This window comes from Frankia sp. CeTa3Moorea, from assembly GCF_978021225.1.
In genome coordinates this window covers 12,191-28,488 of sequence record NZ_CDXDOR010000061.1, presented here as the reverse complement: position 1 = coordinate 28,488, position 16,298 = coordinate 12,191, and the positions used below count along the sequence as shown (strand labels likewise).

Sequence of the window (16,298 nt, the reverse complement as noted above, 5' to 3'; positions counted from 1 at the left end):
GGCGGCGAGGCGGGGAAGCACCAGGCCCAGAGGCGCGTCGACCCGGACGGCCGCGCGGCTGTCCCCCCGGGTCGGACCCTGGTTGACGATCGCGACCGGGATGTCGAGCTCCGCCGCACGGAGCACGAACCGGTAGCCGGACATCACCGTCAGCGATGATCCGAGGATCAGCAGCGCCCTGGCCCCCTCGACCAGCCGGAACGCCTCCGCGGCACGCGGCCGCGGCACGGTCGCGCCGAAGAACACCACGTCCGGTTCCAGCTCGTCGCCGTCGCACCGGCGGCAGCCCACCATGACGAAGGCGGCGACCATGTCGTCGGGGAGCGTGACATCGCCGTCCGGGTTGGTCTGCGCGGCGCCGACATGGAATCCGGGATTGACCGCCCGCAGACGCTGGTCGAGCTCGAGGCGAGGGCTCACGTCGCCGCAGCCGCGGCATAGCACGCGCGACAGCCTGCCGTGCAAATCGATGACGCGCCGTGAGCCGGCGCGCTGGTGCAGGCCGTCGACGTTCTGCGTCACGACGCCGGTCACCAGGCCGTCCTGCTCCAACCGGGCCAGTGCACGGTGGCCCGGGTTCGGCTCCGCCCGGGCCACCCGCCGCCACCCGGCATGGCTGCGGGCCCAGTAGCGGTGCCGGGCCGCGGGATCATCGGTGAACTCCTGGTAGGTCATCGGGGTGTGACGGCGCAGTGCCCCGTTTGGACCCCGGTAGTCCGGAATACCGGAGTCGGTGGAGATCCCCGCACCGGTCACCACCACGACCCCGCCGGCCGCGGCCAGCGAGCAGAGCCGGTCGAATGCCTCGCCCCCGCCACCCGTCACCTGCTGTCGCACACCGTCCCTCACACCGTCTATGCTGCCGGATCCGGCCGTGCCCCGGATGCCCGTTCCGCGCCACCGCTCCCCGCCCGTCCGCTCCCCGCCCGTCCGGGGATGGAGCCCGGGGGGAGACGTCCCGGCAGGTTGATGTTTCGGACACCGGCATCGATACGTCGTGTAGTCGTCCTAGCCGTGTGGTGTGATCAGGCCCAGGGTCGTACGGTTGCGGCAAAGCCAGCCTTCCCGAGGGTGGTTACGACGATGGACGGCGAGAACGCACAGGTCGGCACCAGGCACGCCGAGTCGGGGGATGCCCGGCACCACCCCTCCGACTCAGTCGGTCACGGCGGGTCAGCCGCGTCGACCACAACCAGGACCACCGTCAAAACCGTCGGCATGACCGCCGGCACGAGCGCGGGCCGACCGGCCGCGATGGAGGCCGAGCTGGCCTCGGTCCATCCCGGTCCGGCCGCGCCGGTATGTGAGGCGGCCGGGCGCATCGCCCGGTCGGAGGAGACCATCGAGGCGGAGGTCATCCGTCTCTTGCCCGGAGCCCTCGCTGTCGTTCGCACTCCCGCCGGAACGGAGGAGGTGGGCATCGCCTTGGTCGACGCCCATCCCGGAGATGCCGTGCTGGTCCACGCCGGGGAGGCGATCGCCGTTCTCTAGCCCATCCGTTCGTTCGTCCGTCCGGGCCAGGCCCGTCCAGGGCAGGGAGATGCAATGACGGTTTGTTCGCCGTTCGACCAGACCGCGGCGATCGCGGACGCTGAGATCTACCGCGGCGAGTCCACCCGTCCCGACCGCGCCACCACCTGCGGCTCAGACCGGCGGATCGGGGTGCTGACCCCGTCGTCCTATGCCCTCGCCCACCCGGGGGAGCGTTCGCATGCCCACTCGGAGTGTCTCCTGGAATGCGGCCCCGACACCGTGCTCCGGGTCCGGGTGCGCTACCTGCAGATGACGGCCCGTTCCGTGGATCGTGGCCCCGGGGAGGGGGGCCGGTTTCCACCGGGCGGCTGGCCCGCGGGAGATGCCGAGCCCCGCGGCTGGGACGAGTTCATCCCGCGCCAGGTCGACGATGTGGTGACGGTCACGGACCTGTTGGCGGCGCCTCCCGGCAGCGCGGTACCGACCGCCGCGGGGCCGCGGCGGAACTGGCTGCCCCGCCTGAGCGCGCCACGGCCGAATCCCTGGGAGCTGGCCGGTCCGGCGAGCGGTGGCGTCTCGGCGGGACTCGGACCACCCCACACCATCCGGTTCAGCGCCCCCGCCGGTCGGCGGGTGGAAACCGTGAGCGGCCACGGCGAGGCGGAACCGACCCGCATCACCTGGGACAGCTGGGCCGTGCAGGGAGAGCTGCGGTTGAGCGCCGGACTGCAGACCTGGGCACACCAGGCCGGGGGAACCGGAGCACATCGCCTGGTCCGGCTCCGGGCGGAACTGGTGAACACCTCGGGCTGGCATCTTCCGGCCGAGGAAGCGATGGATCACGTCTCCCTCGAGGCGCGCCGCCGACGGCACCGGGAACAGGCGATGCGGCACTCCCTGATCGGCGCGCACCTGCTCCTCGCGACGACCGAGGGCCGATTCGTGTCCCTGGCCTCTCCCCCAACCCGGGCCAGCGAATTCGCGAAGAACTGCGTCAACGACGGCCTCTGGCCCGCGCTCGTGGCCACCACGGACGGCCATGACACCGTGCTCGTCGCGCCGATCGTCCTTCCCGATCATCCACGGCCGGCTCCGGTGGACCACGACGGCGGCTGCTGACCGCCGGCCCGCCATCGGCCTCGGCCGATGAGCCGAGGCCGGTCGTCAGCAGCAACAGCGGGAACAGCGGGAACAGCGGGAACAGCGAGCGGAACCTACGCGCCGGGAGGATGTCAACATTGTTGATTATCTTGGATCGGACGCGGTGGTCACGTTTCTACGGCGCGTAGAATCTGCTGGGTGCGACTACAGGCGAGGCTGTCCGCGAGACGGCGTACGGCAGTCCCGAGTAAGAGCGGCACCCGGTTCGCCGACCCCACCGGTGCCGCCCGCGCCACCGGTGGTACGGGCGGCACGGGGCCCACCGGCCTCGCCGCGGCGATCAGCCTGGTTGTGGCGCTTGGCCTCGTCGCGGCGCTCGTCCCGGCGGTCCTGCTCGGACTGGCCACCCCCGCATCGGCGCATTCACGCCTGGTCACCAGCACCCCGGTGGCGGACAGCACTCTCACCGCCCCGCCACATGAGATCATCCTGATGTTCAACGAGCCAGTGTCCCCGCGCTACACGAACGTCGCCGTCACAGCGACCGACGGCGCCAGCGTGACCGCCGGTGCCACCCGCGTCGAGGGCGGCAGCGTCCACCAGGACCTCACCGCTCTCCGCGACGGTCGCTACACGGTGGCCTATCGGGTCGTGTCCGAGGACGGTCATCCGGTCGGCGGCGAGTTCGCCTTCACCGTTGCCGGCGGCACGGCGTCCACGGGCCAGGAGGGATCCCCGCCCCCGTCCCCGGTCACCACGACGCCGACCCCGGCAGCCACCGCAAGCCCGACCACGGGTGCCGCGCCGGCCCCGTCCGCGGCCGTCACTGCCATCACGGCCGATACGGGATCCGCGGACGGCGGTGACGGTGGCGGTGGCGGTGGCGGTGGCTGGATACTCCCCGTCGTGATCGCCAGTGTCCTCACGCTCGGCGGCGGCACCCTGTTCGCCCTGCGGCGACGTCACTCCGGAGCGCGCTGACCCTATGGACACCCCCGTCACCAGGAAAGAACCCGCCATAACGAACAACCCCACCACGCCCGCAGACCCCACCACGCCCGCGGGTCTGGCCGCTCCTCCGTATGCCGCCGCTCCCACCAGGACCAGCCCCGCCAGCCGCTCCACCTCGGGGGACGGACGGACGGCGGCGGTCGGACGGATGGCGCCCGTCGCCGTCGCGGCCGGATGCGTGGCGCTGGCCCTGACCGTCGGTTTCGGGCCAGGCCCCCTGCGGCTGCCCGGCCTGCCCTCGTCCGGCACGCCCACCTACTGGGCACTGCCGTTCACGCAGCTGGTCGGCAAGATCGCCACCGTGGGGACGATCGGGTGGCTTCTCGCGGCCGCCGTCCTTCTTCCGGCGAAACACGGCCGTTCGGCGCAACACGGCCGTTCGGCGCAACACGGCCGTTCGGCGCAACGCGGTGCGGCCGGCAACGAGTCGCGGGTGGGCATCCTGTCCCCCACGGCCCGGCGGTGCGGCCGGTACGCGGCGAACGCCGCGGCTCTGTGGATGGTGGCTACCCTCGTGGAGCTGCTGTTCACCCTGTCCGAGATCGCCGCGCGCCCGGCCGGCGACGTCCTGGGCGTCTCCTCGCTGCGCTCCTTCGTCTCCACCACCTCCCAGGGCCGGGCACTGCTCGTCGTGGCGGCCCTGGCGGCCGTCATCGCGATGATCGGCCGTACGGTCACGACGACAACCGCGGCCGGGGCCCTGCTCGCTGTCGCGGTCGCCGGCATCGTGCCGCCGATCCTGGTTGGCCACGCCGCCACGTCCGGCGATCATGCGATTGCAGTGGTGGCCCTCGGCGTGCACGTATTCGCGGCCACGGCCTGGGTGGGTGGTCTACTCGGCCTGCTCACCGCGGTGCGGCTGCCGGTGGGCTCATTCGGCCCGGCGCTGCGCCGGTACAGCCGGTTCGCGGCCGGGGCGGCGGCCGTCACGGCGATCAGCGGGATCGCCGGTGCGGCCCTGCGGCTCGGCGGCTTCACCCCGTTGTGGGACACCCGCTACGGCCTGCTGGTCCTGCTCAAGGCCGCGGGCCTGCTGGCCGCCGTCACGCTCGGTGGTCTGGTGCGCCGCCGGATCGTCGCCGGGCTCGCGGTGAGGACGCCCACCGACCAGACCGGCACCACCGACCAGACCGGCACTGCTCAGACGAACACCCGCCGGACCGGCACCGACGGGACGACCGCGGTCGCTCGTTTCCTGCGCATCGCCGGCGTGGAGCTCACCGTTCTCACGGCCACGGTCGGACTGGCCGTCGGACTGTCCCGCACGGCGCCGCCGGTGAACGACGCACTCGTTCCCGACGATCCGACCCAGACGCTGCTCGGATACCCGATGCCCCCACCGATCACCGCCGCGCGGCTCGCCACCGACTGGCGCATCGACTGGGTCTTCCTCGCCGGCGCGGTCACCGCCGCCCTGCTCTACCTCGCCGGCCTGCGCCGGCTACGGGCACGCGGCGCCCCCTGGCCGCTCGGGCGCACCATCGCCTGGCTCGCCGGCCTGCTCGTCGTCGTGGTCGCCACATCGAGCGGACTCGGGCTGTACGGGCCGGTCCTGCTCAGCGTGCACATGAGCCAGCACATGCTGCTCAGCATGCTGGCCCCGATCCCGCTGGTGCTCGGCGCGCCGGTGACCCTGGCGCTGCGGGCGATGCGGCCCGCCACGGCTCCGCACCGCACCGGACCGCGCGAATGGCTGCTGAGAACGCTGCGGTCCTGGCCGGTACGCATCCTGACCCATCCGCTGCTCGTGACGGCAAACTTCGCCGGCAGCCTCTACGTGCTCTACCTCAGCTCGCTGCTGTCGACCCTCATGCGCAACCATCTCGGCCACCTGTACATGAACGTGCACTTCCTGGCGGTCGGCGTGCTGTTCTTCGAGCTGCTGATCGGGACCGACCCGCTCCCCCGCCGGCTGCCGCATCCCGGCCGCGTCCTGATGCTGCTGGCCGTCGTCCCGTTCCACGCCTTCCTCGGCCTGACCATCATGAGCACATCGGCCCTGCTCGGCTCAGGCTGGTACGACCGCCTGGTCCGGCCCTGGGGCGTCTCACCGCTCAGCGACCAGCGGACCGCCGGGGGCATCGCCTGGGCGTTCGGCGAGATTCCCACCTTTGTCGTGCTGATCGTGCTGGCCATCCAGTGGTCCCGGCTGGACGAGCGGCAGACGCGGGCCCGGGAGCGGCGCATCGCCGCGGCTGGTGACGTCGACGCCGAGCTCGACGCGTACAACGCCTACCTCACCCGGCTCGCCGCCGGCCCGGCCCGGCGCACGCCGTCCGCGGCCACCCCCACTACCTCGACAGCCGCCACCTCAGCAGCCGCCACCTCACGCACGACCTCGCCCGCCCCCGGAGACGAGACCAGCGCTGAGGCCGAGACCTCCGGATAGGCAGGCCGGGAGAGAACCCCGGCTACGGCGTCGGCCGCGGGCCGTCGGGACCGGATGCCGCGGCCCTCCCCCCCGGACGGACGACCACCCCCGGACGGACGACCGCCCCTGGACGGACGACCGCCGCGGACCGCGGGCTGTCGGCAGGCGCACCCTCGGCAGGCGCCGCGGGCAGGGTCCGCGCCGCGGGCAGGATCCGCACGTTGCTCTGCGAAATCGACGGGCGGCGCGCCGCTTCCAGGTCCACCCGCGCGGCCACCACCGTCAGCTGCCGGCGGATGATCGCCCATACGAGTTCGAGCAGGACCGCCGCCACCGCGGCGATGCCGACCGCCGTCCACGGCCCGGTCGTCCCCACCAGGGAGAGCTGGAAGAACTCCTGGCCGGACGGGATGGCCAGGACCAGCGCGAACGCGACCGCCATGGTCAGCACGAGCGCGATGCGCCACCAGGTGTACGGACGGGCGACGATCGCCAGTGCCCACAGCGCGACTCCGAACAGCGTCAGCGTCGCCATCGAGGTCTCGGCGTCCAGGTCTTGACCATAGAAGTGTGACCGGGCCAGCAGGTAGGATGTCATCGTCGCCGCGGCGGCGAGCAACCCGGCGGGAAGGGCGAAGCGCAGCACCCGACCGACGAAGTCCGGCTGCGCCCGTTCGGTGTTCGGTGCCAGCGCCAGGAAGAACGACGGGATGCCGATCGTCAGCGACCCGACGAGCGTGAGATGCCGAGGGAGGAACGGGTACGGCACCTGGGTGATCACAACCACGATTGCGAGCAGGACCGAGTAGACGGTCTTGGTCAGAAACAGGTTCGCGACCCGTTCGATGTTGCCGATGACCCGCCGTCCCTCAGCGACCACCGGCGGCAACGTCGCGAAGCTGTTGTTCAGCAGCACGATCTGGGCGACCGCGCGGGTCGCCTGGCTGCCGGATCCCATCGACACGCCGATGTCGGCGTCCTTGAGCGCCAGGACGTCGTTGACGCCGTCGCCGGTCATCGCAACGACGTGCCCCCGCGACTGCAACGCCGCGACCATCTCCCGCTTCTGCTGCGGGCTGACCCGCCCGAAGATCGAGTGGCTCTCCATGGCGTCGGCGAGCGCGGCCCGGTCGGTCGGCAGCGTGCGGGCGTCAACGGGATCGTCGGCGCCGGGCAGCCCCAGCGAGCGGGCGACCGCGCCGACCGACAGCGCGTTGTCCCCCGAGAGGATCTTGGCGGCGACGTTCTGCTCGGCGAAGTACCGCAGGGTATCCGGGGCATCCGCCCGCAGCCGCTGGGCGATGACCACGAGCGCCACCGGGACGACGCCAGTCGGCACCGTCGCCGGGTCCGCCAGTGCGTCCGCCAGCGGCGCGCCGAACCGAGCGAGCAGCAGCACCCGCAGGCCCTGCGCCCCGTACTCGTCCGCGGTGGCGAGCACCCGGTCACCAGCTGCCAGCAGCACGTCGGGCGCGCCGAGCAGCCAGGTGCCCTCGGTCCCGTCCGCGGCGGCGAGGGTCGCGCCGCTCCACTTACGCGCCGAGGAGAACGGCGCGTCCGCCCGCACCTGCCAGCCCTGCGGGGCGGGATAGGCATCGATGATCGCCTGCAGGCTCGGATTCGGCCGGCTGTCGGCCGCGCCGAGGGCGCCGAGCACGCTCGGCACGAGGGTGCTCGGCTCTCCGGCCGCACCTGCCCCGGAGGCGGCGCCCGTCTCAGGTACGGCGCCGGCGGTGCCCGGCTCGACGATCCGCAGCTCCACGACGTCCATCGCGGCCTCGGTGAGGGTGCCGGTCTTGTCCAGGCAGACGACGTCGACGCGGGCCAGCCCCTCGATCGCGGGCAGTTCCTGCACCAGGCACTGCCGCCGGCCCAGCCGCACCACGCCGACCGCGAAGGCGACCGACGTGAGAAGCACCAGGCCCTCCGGCACCATCGGCACGAGTCCGGCGACCATCCGGCGGATGGCCTCGGGCAGGTCGTCGTCGTTGACGACCACCTGGCTGATGATCAGCGCGAGGCCGGCCGGAATGATCATCCAGGTGACGACCCGCAGAATGGTGCTGATGCCGCCCCGCAGCTCGGAGTGCACCAGGGTAAACCGGCTCGCCTCCTCAGCGAGCCGGGCCGCGTAGGCCTCGCGGCCCACCCGGGTCGCCCGGAACGCCCCCGACCCCGCGACAACGAAGCTGCCCGACATGACGATGTCGCCGGGCTGCTTGTGCACCGGATCCGCCTCACCGGTGAGCAGCGACTCATCGACCTCCAGGTGATCGGCTGCCAGGACCAGGCCATCGACGGGGATCTTGTCGCCGGCGCCGAGCTCGATCACGTCGTCCAGCACGATCTCGGCGGCGGGGAGCTCCCGGGCGACACCGTCACGCCGCACGACGGGCCGGGACTCCCCCACCACGGCAAGCCGGTCCAGGGTGCGCTTCGCCCGCAGCTCCTGGAACAGGCCGACCAGGGTGTTCACGATGATCACACCGCCGAACAGGGCGTCCTGGAATGGACCGACGATGACGACGAAGACCAGCAGAACGCCGATGATCGCGTTGATCCGGGTGAGGACGTTCGCACGGATGATGTCGCGCAGCGAACGGCTGGAGCGGGCCGGCACGTCGTTGACGCGGCCGTCGGCGACGCGTTCGGCGACCTCGGCGGCGGTCAGCCCGGCGGCGGATCGACCGGTCGCGGCGGGGCCGGACCCGCCGACGGACCAGGCCCCGCCGACGGGCATGGACCTGTTGGCGGACGCGGACCCGTTGGCGGGCATGGACCCGTTGGCAGACGCGGGGTCGTCGATGGACGCGGGGTCGTCGATGGACGCGGGGTCGCCGACGGACGCGGGGTCGCCGACGGACGCGGGGTCGCCGACGGACGCGGGGTCGCCGACGGACGCGGGGTCGTCGATGGGCGCCAGGTCCCGGTCGTCGAGCCGTCCCGGAGACAGCCGCGATCCCGCGGCCCCTCGCCGAATCATGGCGTCCTCCACGCTCCGTCGCGGTCGCTGCCGGAGGCTCGGCAGCGGAATCGGTATCGGTATCGGTTTCCCGACCGACGTCGGGCGGGCCTCGGACTCGTTCGGATATGTCCCGCAGACACCTTCACCGTCTGCGCACGCGGACCGCCGACCCTCACCGTAGTTGACGGGCGTAGGCACGTGGGTCGCGCCTGGGGCTCCCCGCCCGTTCAGCCCGGGGGGGCACCGGCGCCGGGGCTGAGGGCACCCCCGGCCAGCAGGGAGAACAGCAGCAACCCCAGCCCCACGCGATACAGCACGAAGGGCGCGAAACTGCGCGTCGAAATGTACCGTAGGAACCACGCGATCGCGGCGTACCCGGTGGCGAACGCCACGAGCGTGGCGAGGATCGTCGGGCCCCAGGCGACGTCGGCATCCTTCCCACCGATGGAGCGCAGTTCGAAGACCCCGGACGCCAGCACCGCTGGCATCGCCAGCAGGAAAGAATATCGGGCCGCGGCCTCGCGGGTGTAGCCGAGGAGCAGGCCCCCGCTGATCGTCGCACCGGACCGGGAGACGCCGGGGATCAGCGCGGCAGACTGGGCGAGGCCATAGAAGAGCCCGTCACGCACCGACAAGTCCTCGAGCACTTTGCGCGGGCGGGGCGGCGAATGACGACCCTGCGGCCGCCCCTTCGAGGCGTACCAGTCCGCGCCGCCCAGGATCAGGCCAAGCACGATCAGCGTCGTGGCAATCAGCCGCAGGTCGCGGAACGGGCCCTCGATGGCGTCCTGCAGCGTCACCCCGAGCAGGCCGATCGGAAGGGTGCCGAGGATGACCAGCCAGCCCATCCGGGCGTCGGGGTCCTTACGCATCTCCCGGCGGGTGAGCGAGCGCGCCCACGCCGCCACGATGCGGGCGATGTCCTTACGGAAGTAGATCAGCACGGCGGCCTCGGTGCCGATCTGGGTCACAGCGGTGAACGCGGCGCCCGGGTCCTCCCAGCCGGCGAGCGCGGCGGCGATGCGCAGGTGGGCGCTGGACGAGACCGGGAGAAACTCGGTGAGCCCCTGAACGAGACCGAGGACCGTCCCCTCGAAGAAGTTCATCGACGCGCCGACCTGGCCCACGAGCCAGACGAGTCCGGCCTACCCGGCCCATCCGGTCCGTTCAGCCCGTCCGGCGAGGCCGCCGGGTCCGGAGGCCACGCGGAACGACGATCGGTCTGCCGGCTCCGCGCCCGACCTGTTCGCGTCATCCACGCACACCCGACCACGGCTTCACCGTAGCGAAGGGTGAAGTGCGGGCGGATGCCGGGTGACGGCGTCCCCGCCTTCTCCGATCCTCCGACCTGGTCCGATCGACCTCGTCCGATCGACCTCGTCCGATCGACCTGGTCCGATCGGGGTTCCGCCGGATCGGGCCGAGCCCACCCCGCAGCAGGCCCCCCACACGGGCTGACCCGGCGGTTCGTCGGACAGTCACGGACCGCGACGAATAGGCGGGTTCATGCTCTGGCCATGCAACCGAACGAGATCGCTCGCTTTCTGTTCATCTTTAGCCCGCACCGTGTCACCCGGAAGTACGAACCGCCCGCCTCGTGGCGGTCTGGCGCGCCCCGATCAGGGCCGGGGAGCGACACAGTACGCATAGGAGGTTGCACGATGAGTCATCTGCTCGCGAATGTGATCATTGAAGTGGTCGGAACAGCCGTGATCCTGGTTCTGACCAGTCTGGTGCGACGCTGGCTGGGCCAGCCGGCCGCTCGCCCCGCCTGATCCGACCCAACCCGGCCTCCCCCGACCTGACCCGCCGCCAGTCCGGCCCGTCCTGGACATCCGGGACAAGTGCCGACCGGACGGACGACGCGATCAGTCATGCAGCCTGGACGTCTTGGACGTCTGGGACGCGGTTCTGGAGGTTCCGGAGGGCTGCGCTCCACCGTCCGGATCGTCCCGAAAATCGGGCTCGCCCACGTGGGCGAACGATAAGGCGACCGAATCACGGTAACAAGTCGGCGTCGCACCATACAGCCGTTTGAATTCTCGACAGAAGTGACTCGTGTCCGCAAAACCCCAACGGCTGGCGATCGCCTGAATAGAGCATGATCCCTCGATCAGGTCCCGGCGGGCTCGTGCGAGTCGCTGGGAGCGGACGACGGCGCTGTAGCTGTTTCCTGTCGCGGCGAAGCCGCGCTGCAGCGTGCGGACAGACACACACTGCGCAGCGGCCGCCGCAGCGGCACTGACGTCGCGGTGGCCAAGGTTTCGAGCTAGCCAGCGTTCCACTGCGAGCCGCAGCGCTTCCCCAGTGATCGCATTCGTGAACGTGGCCTCGGGGCGCACCGCCGCGGCCACCAACTCCAATGCCGCGTTGCGGGCCGCCGTTATGGTGGGGGCGGGAATCTCGTGCGGGAGGCTGGCAAGTGAGGCGATATAACTGCGCAACAACCTGATCGCGGGAGCGTTCACGTCCACCACGAGGTCGGCTTCCAACCACGGGCTCTCCAAGACCTCTTCCAGCGCCACCCTCGGCATTACCAGGGTAATTTTGCGGAAGTGCTCGACAACTTCGAACCGCATCCTTTGCGTGCTGTTCCAAGCCACGAAGCTGCCCGGAGTGACAACAATCTTCTTGTCCTCGATGGCAAGCCGTTCAGTCCCAGCGGTAGCGAAGAAGATCGCAATATTTTCCTCGCTGGTCCGGCTGATCAGACTTCGACTACGTTCACCCCTACACGGATCACATGCGATCTCCAGCAGCGCGATGTCATCGAACCAGCGACGCTCAATCGAGGCACGGTAGGGTAATTTCCCTGGAGGAACATCAGTGTGGAATGGCGTCACCGTGCTGCCCAGGATCTCCTCCCAGCGTCCAGGACGGTCGCGATGGGGTACATCGACAAGGTCGTACATCTCGTAGGTCCGCATGATGACCTCCTACCGGGAACCTGGGCCGCCGCGCCTGCAAGCATAAGCGGCTCTACGCAGTTCACCGGGAGTCGTAGCTGGCCGGTTATTGGACGTTGGGGTGGGTGGTGGCGGGTAGCCAGTCGGGGCGGCTACTTCGGGTGGTGGCGTAGCTGGCGCGGCGCTGCTGGTTCGGGACGTTGCGCAGGCCGAAGGCGGTGCGGTAGACGAGCTTGGTGACCCGGTTGACGGCCTCGGCGGCGTTGGAGAGCCCGAGGAGGATCGCGGTGGCGATCTCGTTGCGCCAGCCGGAGATCCTCTCGGCAAGGGTGACGACCTCGGGGACGTCCTTTCCGAAGGTCGCGCAGTAGCCGAGGAACCTGGTCAGGGCCCTGGCGATGTCGGTGCGGGGTGGTCGCGACGCCGGTGCGGGCCGGGGAGAGCGCGAGCAGGTCGAGCAGCAGATTCTTGGCGTTCCAGGCGGTGCGCAGCGCGTGGGCGGCCTCACCGTCGAGGTCCTCGAGAACCGTGAAGGTCTCGAGGATGCGGCGGCGCCCGCGGTCGGAAAGCGCATCCGGGCCCCACAGCAGCAGGTCTTTGATCGTGTACTCGGGGTTGGTGGCACGGCCGCGGCGGAGTCGATGAGCACCGTCTGCCAGCGGTCGGCGTCGGTCACCCACGCCCCGGTGAGCGGGTCGCGGTGGAAACGCGGCGAGCCGCGCCGCTGGTCATCGATCCCGAGCACCGACACGTCGGGCAGCGCCGCCCGCAGCGACAGCCGGTTCGCACGGCCGACGCCCGCCGGCCGTGCGAACCGGCCGACGCCAGGTCGCTGACCTGGCCGTTCGTCATCGGCGGGTGTGTCCCTTTCCCCGAGCCCTGCACGGTCACACCCCGTCACAGCAGGCGGTCACTGAACGCTGGTGTTCAAACACGGCTCCCGGCCAACCGTGTAGGGCCGCATAAGCAGTGGAAAGACGTGCGGGAAGCCCAGGTAAGTCGCGGTAGTGGACTCCACGCCCGTGGTGTACGAGTAGCGACCGACTGGCTATGAGCGGGCGAAGCTGGTCAGGTCAACCGGGATGATCCCGTGCTTCCTGCAGTACTCGTTGTATCGCTCGGCGAACGTATGGGCCTGCTCGATGCCGATGATCTCGTCGTTTGGGCCGAGGAAAGCAATAGCTCCTTCAACCGAGATGAACACCTCGATGCCCTCGTCAGGCTCCACAATGAACGTGTGCCTGCTGTTGGCGACCTCGTACACGAAGTCACCCGGCCCCGACACCCAGGCGTGCTCCGCGTACCGCCATTTCCCTCGAATGGTGTAGACAAGCACGCGACCATAATGGTCGTGCACACCCAGCGAGGCTCCCCCCGGCGCCCGCAGAAGCATTTGTGTCTCGCTCTTGACCAGATCCACATGAAGGATCTTTAATTCCACCTCGTTCGTGTAAGGCGTGAACGGAACCCACGGAAGATCGTCGACTCCCGTGTGCGTTGGAGCGAAATGTTGGAGGGGATTGACCAGTGTCGTCATCTGCGTCTCCTCGGGAGATTGGCGTCGATCCCTGCCTTCGGAATCGTCTGGATCCGGCGGGGAACGGCCGGCTAGGTGAGCGGTAGGGTTTGATTCTGGACCCACCAAAAGATCCGAGATAGAACAGCGGTGACAGATCCCTGAACACGCGCGACAAGCGCGGGTGCCACGCGCGCCGTTGGGGCGAGGACCGGGGTGCCGACGACACCGCCGGGCAGGATAACCCCATGATGATGCGGACGTCCGACGACCGTGTGCGAGAACTCACCGCTGCGCTGGAACGCGACGAGGGACTGGTGGATCCCACGATCGAGCGTGTCCGGCGCGAGATCCCGGCCTATGAGGTGGTCCCGACCGAGGCGCTGGTGACGAGCATCCACCGCAACGTCGTGCTGGCGTGCCGCACCCTGCGGGCGGGCGTCGTGCCGCCGAGCTCGGAGATCTGGCAGGCCGAGCGCACAACGCTGGAACGGCTCCAGCAGGGCGTGCCGATCGAGGACATCATGGGCGGCTTCCGCAGCTGCATAGCGAGCATCCAGGACCGGCTGGTGGATCGCGCCCAGGAGTTCGGGGTCGACCACCCCGAGTCACTCACCCTCACCTCGCTGCTGTGGAAGCTGAGTGACGTGTTCTCCGCTCGTGCGGCGAGCGCCTACCGCGAGTACGGCCTGTCGCATGCGGTGGCGGACCGAAGGCGCAGGGACGAATGGCTCGCCGGGCTGCTCGCCGGCACCCTGTCGCCGACGCAGATTGAGCAGGGGTGCATCCGCTACCACGTGCGGCGCGACACACACCTGCGGGCGGTGTGCACTGCCGCCTTACCGGAAGCGGAGCTGGACCAGGCCCTCAACCTGATCAACCAGGGATGCCGGCGCAGCAACGTGGTCCTGCTCCTGGTGCCCTCCCAAGGCCGGCTCGTGGGGATCGTGTCGGGGCTGCCACCCGCGGTCCCGGGGCTGCTGGTCGCCGCCGGGCCCGAGGGGCCGCTGGACCGGGTCGCGACGTCCTTCTCGGTGGCCAACGACGTCTTGGCCGCGGCCCGACTGCGCCACAACGAGGGCGTGCACACCCTCGAGGGCCTCGGCTGGCGGGTGGCCGTGCCGCGCGCGGCGGACGTGACCGCACTGATGCGGGCCCGCTACCTCCAGCCGCTCCGGGACACCGGTGCGTTCGGGGAGGAAGTCGTCGAGTCGCTCCGCTGCTACCTGGCCAATGGCCGTAACATCCCGCGGACCGCCGAGGCGCTGCACATACACGTCAACACGCTGCGCTACCGGCTAGCCCGGTTCGAGGAGCTGACCGGGCGGTCCCTGGACGACACCGACACCCTGGTGGAACTGTCCTGGGCCTTCCACGCGGAGACGGCAGCCCCGCTGGTTTCGTAGCCGCATACGAAGCAAGGGGCGCCGCGTTGGCATCCCGCCCGTAGCCTCCGATGTGTCACACGCCACATCCTGTTGGGAATCCGTACCCGCTATCGGGCCCATCAGAGCTCGACGTCCCGAGCTGGTGGTCTCAGCCGCCGCCCAACAGGAGAGCAACCCATGACCGCTTCGATGACAGCAACAACCGGCCTCCGGGAACGGACCAACCACTATCGGCAGCTCCTGGCCGCCTCCGTCGGCAACGCCGTCGAATGGTTCGACTGGTACATCTACTCGATGCTTGCGGTGTACTTCTCCACGCAGTTCTTCCCGGCCAGCCCGGGAGGCAGCCTGGTGCCGCTGATGTCGACGTTAGCGATCTTCGCCGTCGGATTCTTCGCCCGCCCGGTCGGAGCGCTGATCCTCGGGATTCTCGCCGACCGGATCGGCCGCCGCAGGACGCTTAGCACCACGATTATGGGCATGGGCCTGGGCAGTCTCATCATCGGGCTTGCCCCCACCTACGAGCAGGTCGGGGTCGCCGCCCCGGCGCTGCTCCTGCTGGCCCGGCTGATCCAGGGTGCCTCCGCGGGGGGCGAGTATGCCGCGGGAAGCGCGTTTCTCATCGAGTCCGCACCGGATGGCCGTCGGGGGCTGTACTCGAGCTTCTTCTACATCAGTGCGACCTCGGCCAACCTGGCGGCGATCGGGATCAGCGCCTTACTCGCCAGCACGCTGGACTCGCAGAACATGACCAGCTGGGGCTGGAGGATCCCCTTCCTGCTCGGCTCGGTCGCGGCCGTGGTCGGCATGTGGATCCGGACGCACGCCAAGGAGACCCTCACCAAGACGGCGGACGAGCCGGCCGGTGCCCGTCGTGCCGACATGTTCGAGTTCCTCCGCCGGCACCCCAGGGAATCCCTCCAGGTGTTCGGGCTGACCGCGGCCCCGGCGCTGGTGTTCTATGTATGGACCGCCTACCTGCCGACGTACGCGAACATCACGGTGGGCTCCAACCTCAAGCACGGCCTGCTCTCCGGTGTCGTCGCGCTGACCATCTTCCTCGCCCTGCAGCCGGTCTTCGGAGCGATCTCGGACCGCGTCGGCAGGCGGCCGATGCTGCTCACCTTCGGCACCTTCTTCGTGGTCGGCACGGTTCCGATGCTGGCCCTCCTGGACGGCTCGACCACCAGGCTGCTCCTGGTTCAAATCATGGGGCTGGTGTTCCTCGCCTGCTGGTCGTGCATCTCGAGCGCGGTGGTCGCCGAGCTGTTCCCGGCACGCCTGCGCAGCTCCGGTATCGGGTTCCCCTATGCGCTCGCCGTCGCCCTCTTCGGCGGCACCGGCCCCTACGTCGCCACCTACCTCGTGGACATCGGCCACCCCGCATCCTTCGGCTGGTACGTCACCGCCGTCGCCCTGGTCAGCACCGTGGTCTTCAGCCGGCTCCCCGAGACCGCGCACCGGCCCCTGCACTGACCGACAGGAGACATCGCCCGCGGGTCCGAGAGTCTGGATCACGCTGGCAGAGGACGGCGGTGGCTTCCACCGCGGTGCTTCCACCGCGGTG

General features: G+C 70.2%; 12 protein-coding genes. 6 read left to right on the top strand and 6 right to left on the bottom strand.

The annotated features are described in order from the left end of the window. The coding region (locus AC08OV_RS12855) for an NAD-dependent protein deacetylase (protein ID WP_476619717.1) at positions 1-858 on the bottom strand (858 nt) is incomplete at its 3' end. A gap of 225 nt (positions 859-1,083) precedes the next feature. On the opposite strand from AC08OV_RS12855, the gene AC08OV_RS12850 reads away from it, so the two are divergent. The 4 genes from AC08OV_RS12850 to AC08OV_RS12835 all read left to right on the top strand — a co-directional run bounded on the left by AC08OV_RS12850 (position 1,084) and on the right by AC08OV_RS12835 (position 5,974). Beyond that, complete coding sequence (locus AC08OV_RS12850) at positions 1,084-1,491, top strand: hypothetical protein (protein ID WP_476619715.1); 408 nt, start codon at positions 1,084-1,086, stop codon at positions 1,489-1,491. Positions 1,492-1,545: 54 nt separating this feature from the next. Beyond that, positions 1,546-2,592 (top strand): hypothetical protein, encoded by a 1,047-nt coding sequence (locus tag AC08OV_RS12845; RefSeq protein ID WP_476619714.1) that lies wholly within the window; start codon positions 1,546-1,548, stop codon positions 2,590-2,592. Positions 2,593-2,772: 180 nt separating this feature from the next. Beyond that, a complete protein-coding gene (locus AC08OV_RS12840) occupies positions 2,773-3,555 on the top strand; it encodes a copper resistance CopC family protein (RefSeq protein WP_476619713.1) in 783 nt (260 codons plus the stop codon). A gap of 4 nt (positions 3,556-3,559) precedes the next feature. Beyond that, positions 3,560-5,974 (top strand): bifunctional copper resistance protein CopD/cytochrome c oxidase assembly protein, encoded by a 2,415-nt coding sequence (locus tag AC08OV_RS12835; RefSeq protein ID WP_476619712.1) that lies wholly within the window; start codon positions 3,560-3,562, stop codon positions 5,972-5,974. 22 nt (positions 5,975-5,996) lie between these two features. Here AC08OV_RS12835 and AC08OV_RS12830 read toward each other — a convergent pair whose 3' ends face one another. The 5 genes from AC08OV_RS12830 to AC08OV_RS12810 form a co-directional block, all read right to left on the bottom strand. Then, positions 5,997-8,939, bottom strand: a complete 2,943-nt coding sequence (locus tag AC08OV_RS12830; RefSeq protein ID WP_476615744.1) for an HAD-IC family P-type ATPase — start codon at positions 8,937-8,939, stop codon at positions 5,997-5,999. A 209-nt stretch (positions 8,940-9,148) separates the two neighbouring features. Then, entirely contained in the window at positions 9,149-10,027 is an 879-nt protein-coding gene (locus AC08OV_RS12825; protein WP_476615745.1) for an undecaprenyl-diphosphate phosphatase, read from the bottom strand. A gap of 762 nt (positions 10,028-10,789) precedes the next feature. Then, positions 10,790-11,848 (bottom strand): AraC family transcriptional regulator, encoded by a 1,059-nt coding sequence (locus AC08OV_RS12820; RefSeq protein WP_476614271.1) that lies wholly within the window; start codon positions 11,846-11,848, stop codon positions 10,790-10,792. 85 nt (positions 11,849-11,933) lie between these two features. Further along, positions 11,934-12,335, bottom strand: a complete 402-nt coding sequence (locus AC08OV_RS12815; RefSeq protein WP_476614270.1) for a transposase — start codon at positions 12,333-12,335, stop codon at positions 11,934-11,936. A gap of 540 nt (positions 12,336-12,875) precedes the next feature. Then, a complete protein-coding gene (locus AC08OV_RS12810; RefSeq protein ID WP_476614269.1) occupies positions 12,876-13,364 on the bottom strand; it encodes a 2,4'-dihydroxyacetophenone dioxygenase family protein in 489 nt (162 codons plus the stop codon). A gap of 227 nt (positions 13,365-13,591) precedes the next feature. Between AC08OV_RS12810 and AC08OV_RS12805 the strand changes: the two genes are divergently transcribed. Together AC08OV_RS12805 and AC08OV_RS12800 are read left to right on the top strand one after the other, a co-directional pair. Then, positions 13,592-14,749 (top strand): PucR family transcriptional regulator, encoded by a 1,158-nt coding sequence (locus AC08OV_RS12805; RefSeq protein ID WP_476614268.1) that lies wholly within the window; start codon positions 13,592-13,594, stop codon positions 14,747-14,749. Positions 14,750-14,920: 171 nt separating this feature from the next. Beyond that, a complete protein-coding gene (locus AC08OV_RS12800; protein WP_476619711.1) occupies positions 14,921-16,207 on the top strand; it encodes an MFS transporter in 1,287 nt (428 codons plus the stop codon). Positions 16,208-16,298 lie beyond the last annotated feature (91 nt).

Bases quoted from the DNA above. Each gene is read 5' to 3' on its own strand.
- AC08OV_RS12850 (WP_476619715.1), top strand. From the start codon at position 1,084: ATGGACGGCGAGAACGCACAGGTCGGCACCAGGCACGCCGAGTCGGGG.
- AC08OV_RS12845 (WP_476619714.1), top strand. From the start codon at position 1,546: ATGACGGTTTGTTCGCCGTTCGACCAGACCGCGGCGATCGCGGACGCT.
- AC08OV_RS12835 (WP_476619712.1), top strand. From the start codon at position 3,560: ATGGACACCCCCGTCACCAGGAAAGAACCCGCCATAACGAACAACCCC.
- AC08OV_RS12830 (WP_476615744.1), bottom strand. From the start codon at position 8,939: ATGATTCGGCGAGGGGCCGCGGGATCGCGGCTGTCTCCGGGACGGCTC.
- AC08OV_RS12825 (WP_476615745.1), bottom strand. From the start codon at position 10,027: ATGAACTTCTTCGAGGGGACGGTCCTCGGTCTCGTTCAGGGGCTCACC.
- AC08OV_RS12820 (WP_476614271.1), bottom strand. From the start codon at position 11,848: ATGCGGACCTACGAGATGTACGACCTTGTCGATGTACCCCATCGCGAC.
- AC08OV_RS12810 (WP_476614269.1), bottom strand. From the start codon at position 13,364: ATGACGACACTGGTCAATCCCCTCCAACATTTCGCTCCAACGCACACG.
- AC08OV_RS12805 (WP_476614268.1), top strand. From the start codon at position 13,592: ATGATGATGCGGACGTCCGACGACCGTGTGCGAGAACTCACCGCTGCG.
- AC08OV_RS12800 (WP_476619711.1), top strand. From the start codon at position 14,921: ATGACAGCAACAACCGGCCTCCGGGAACGGACCAACCACTATCGGCAG.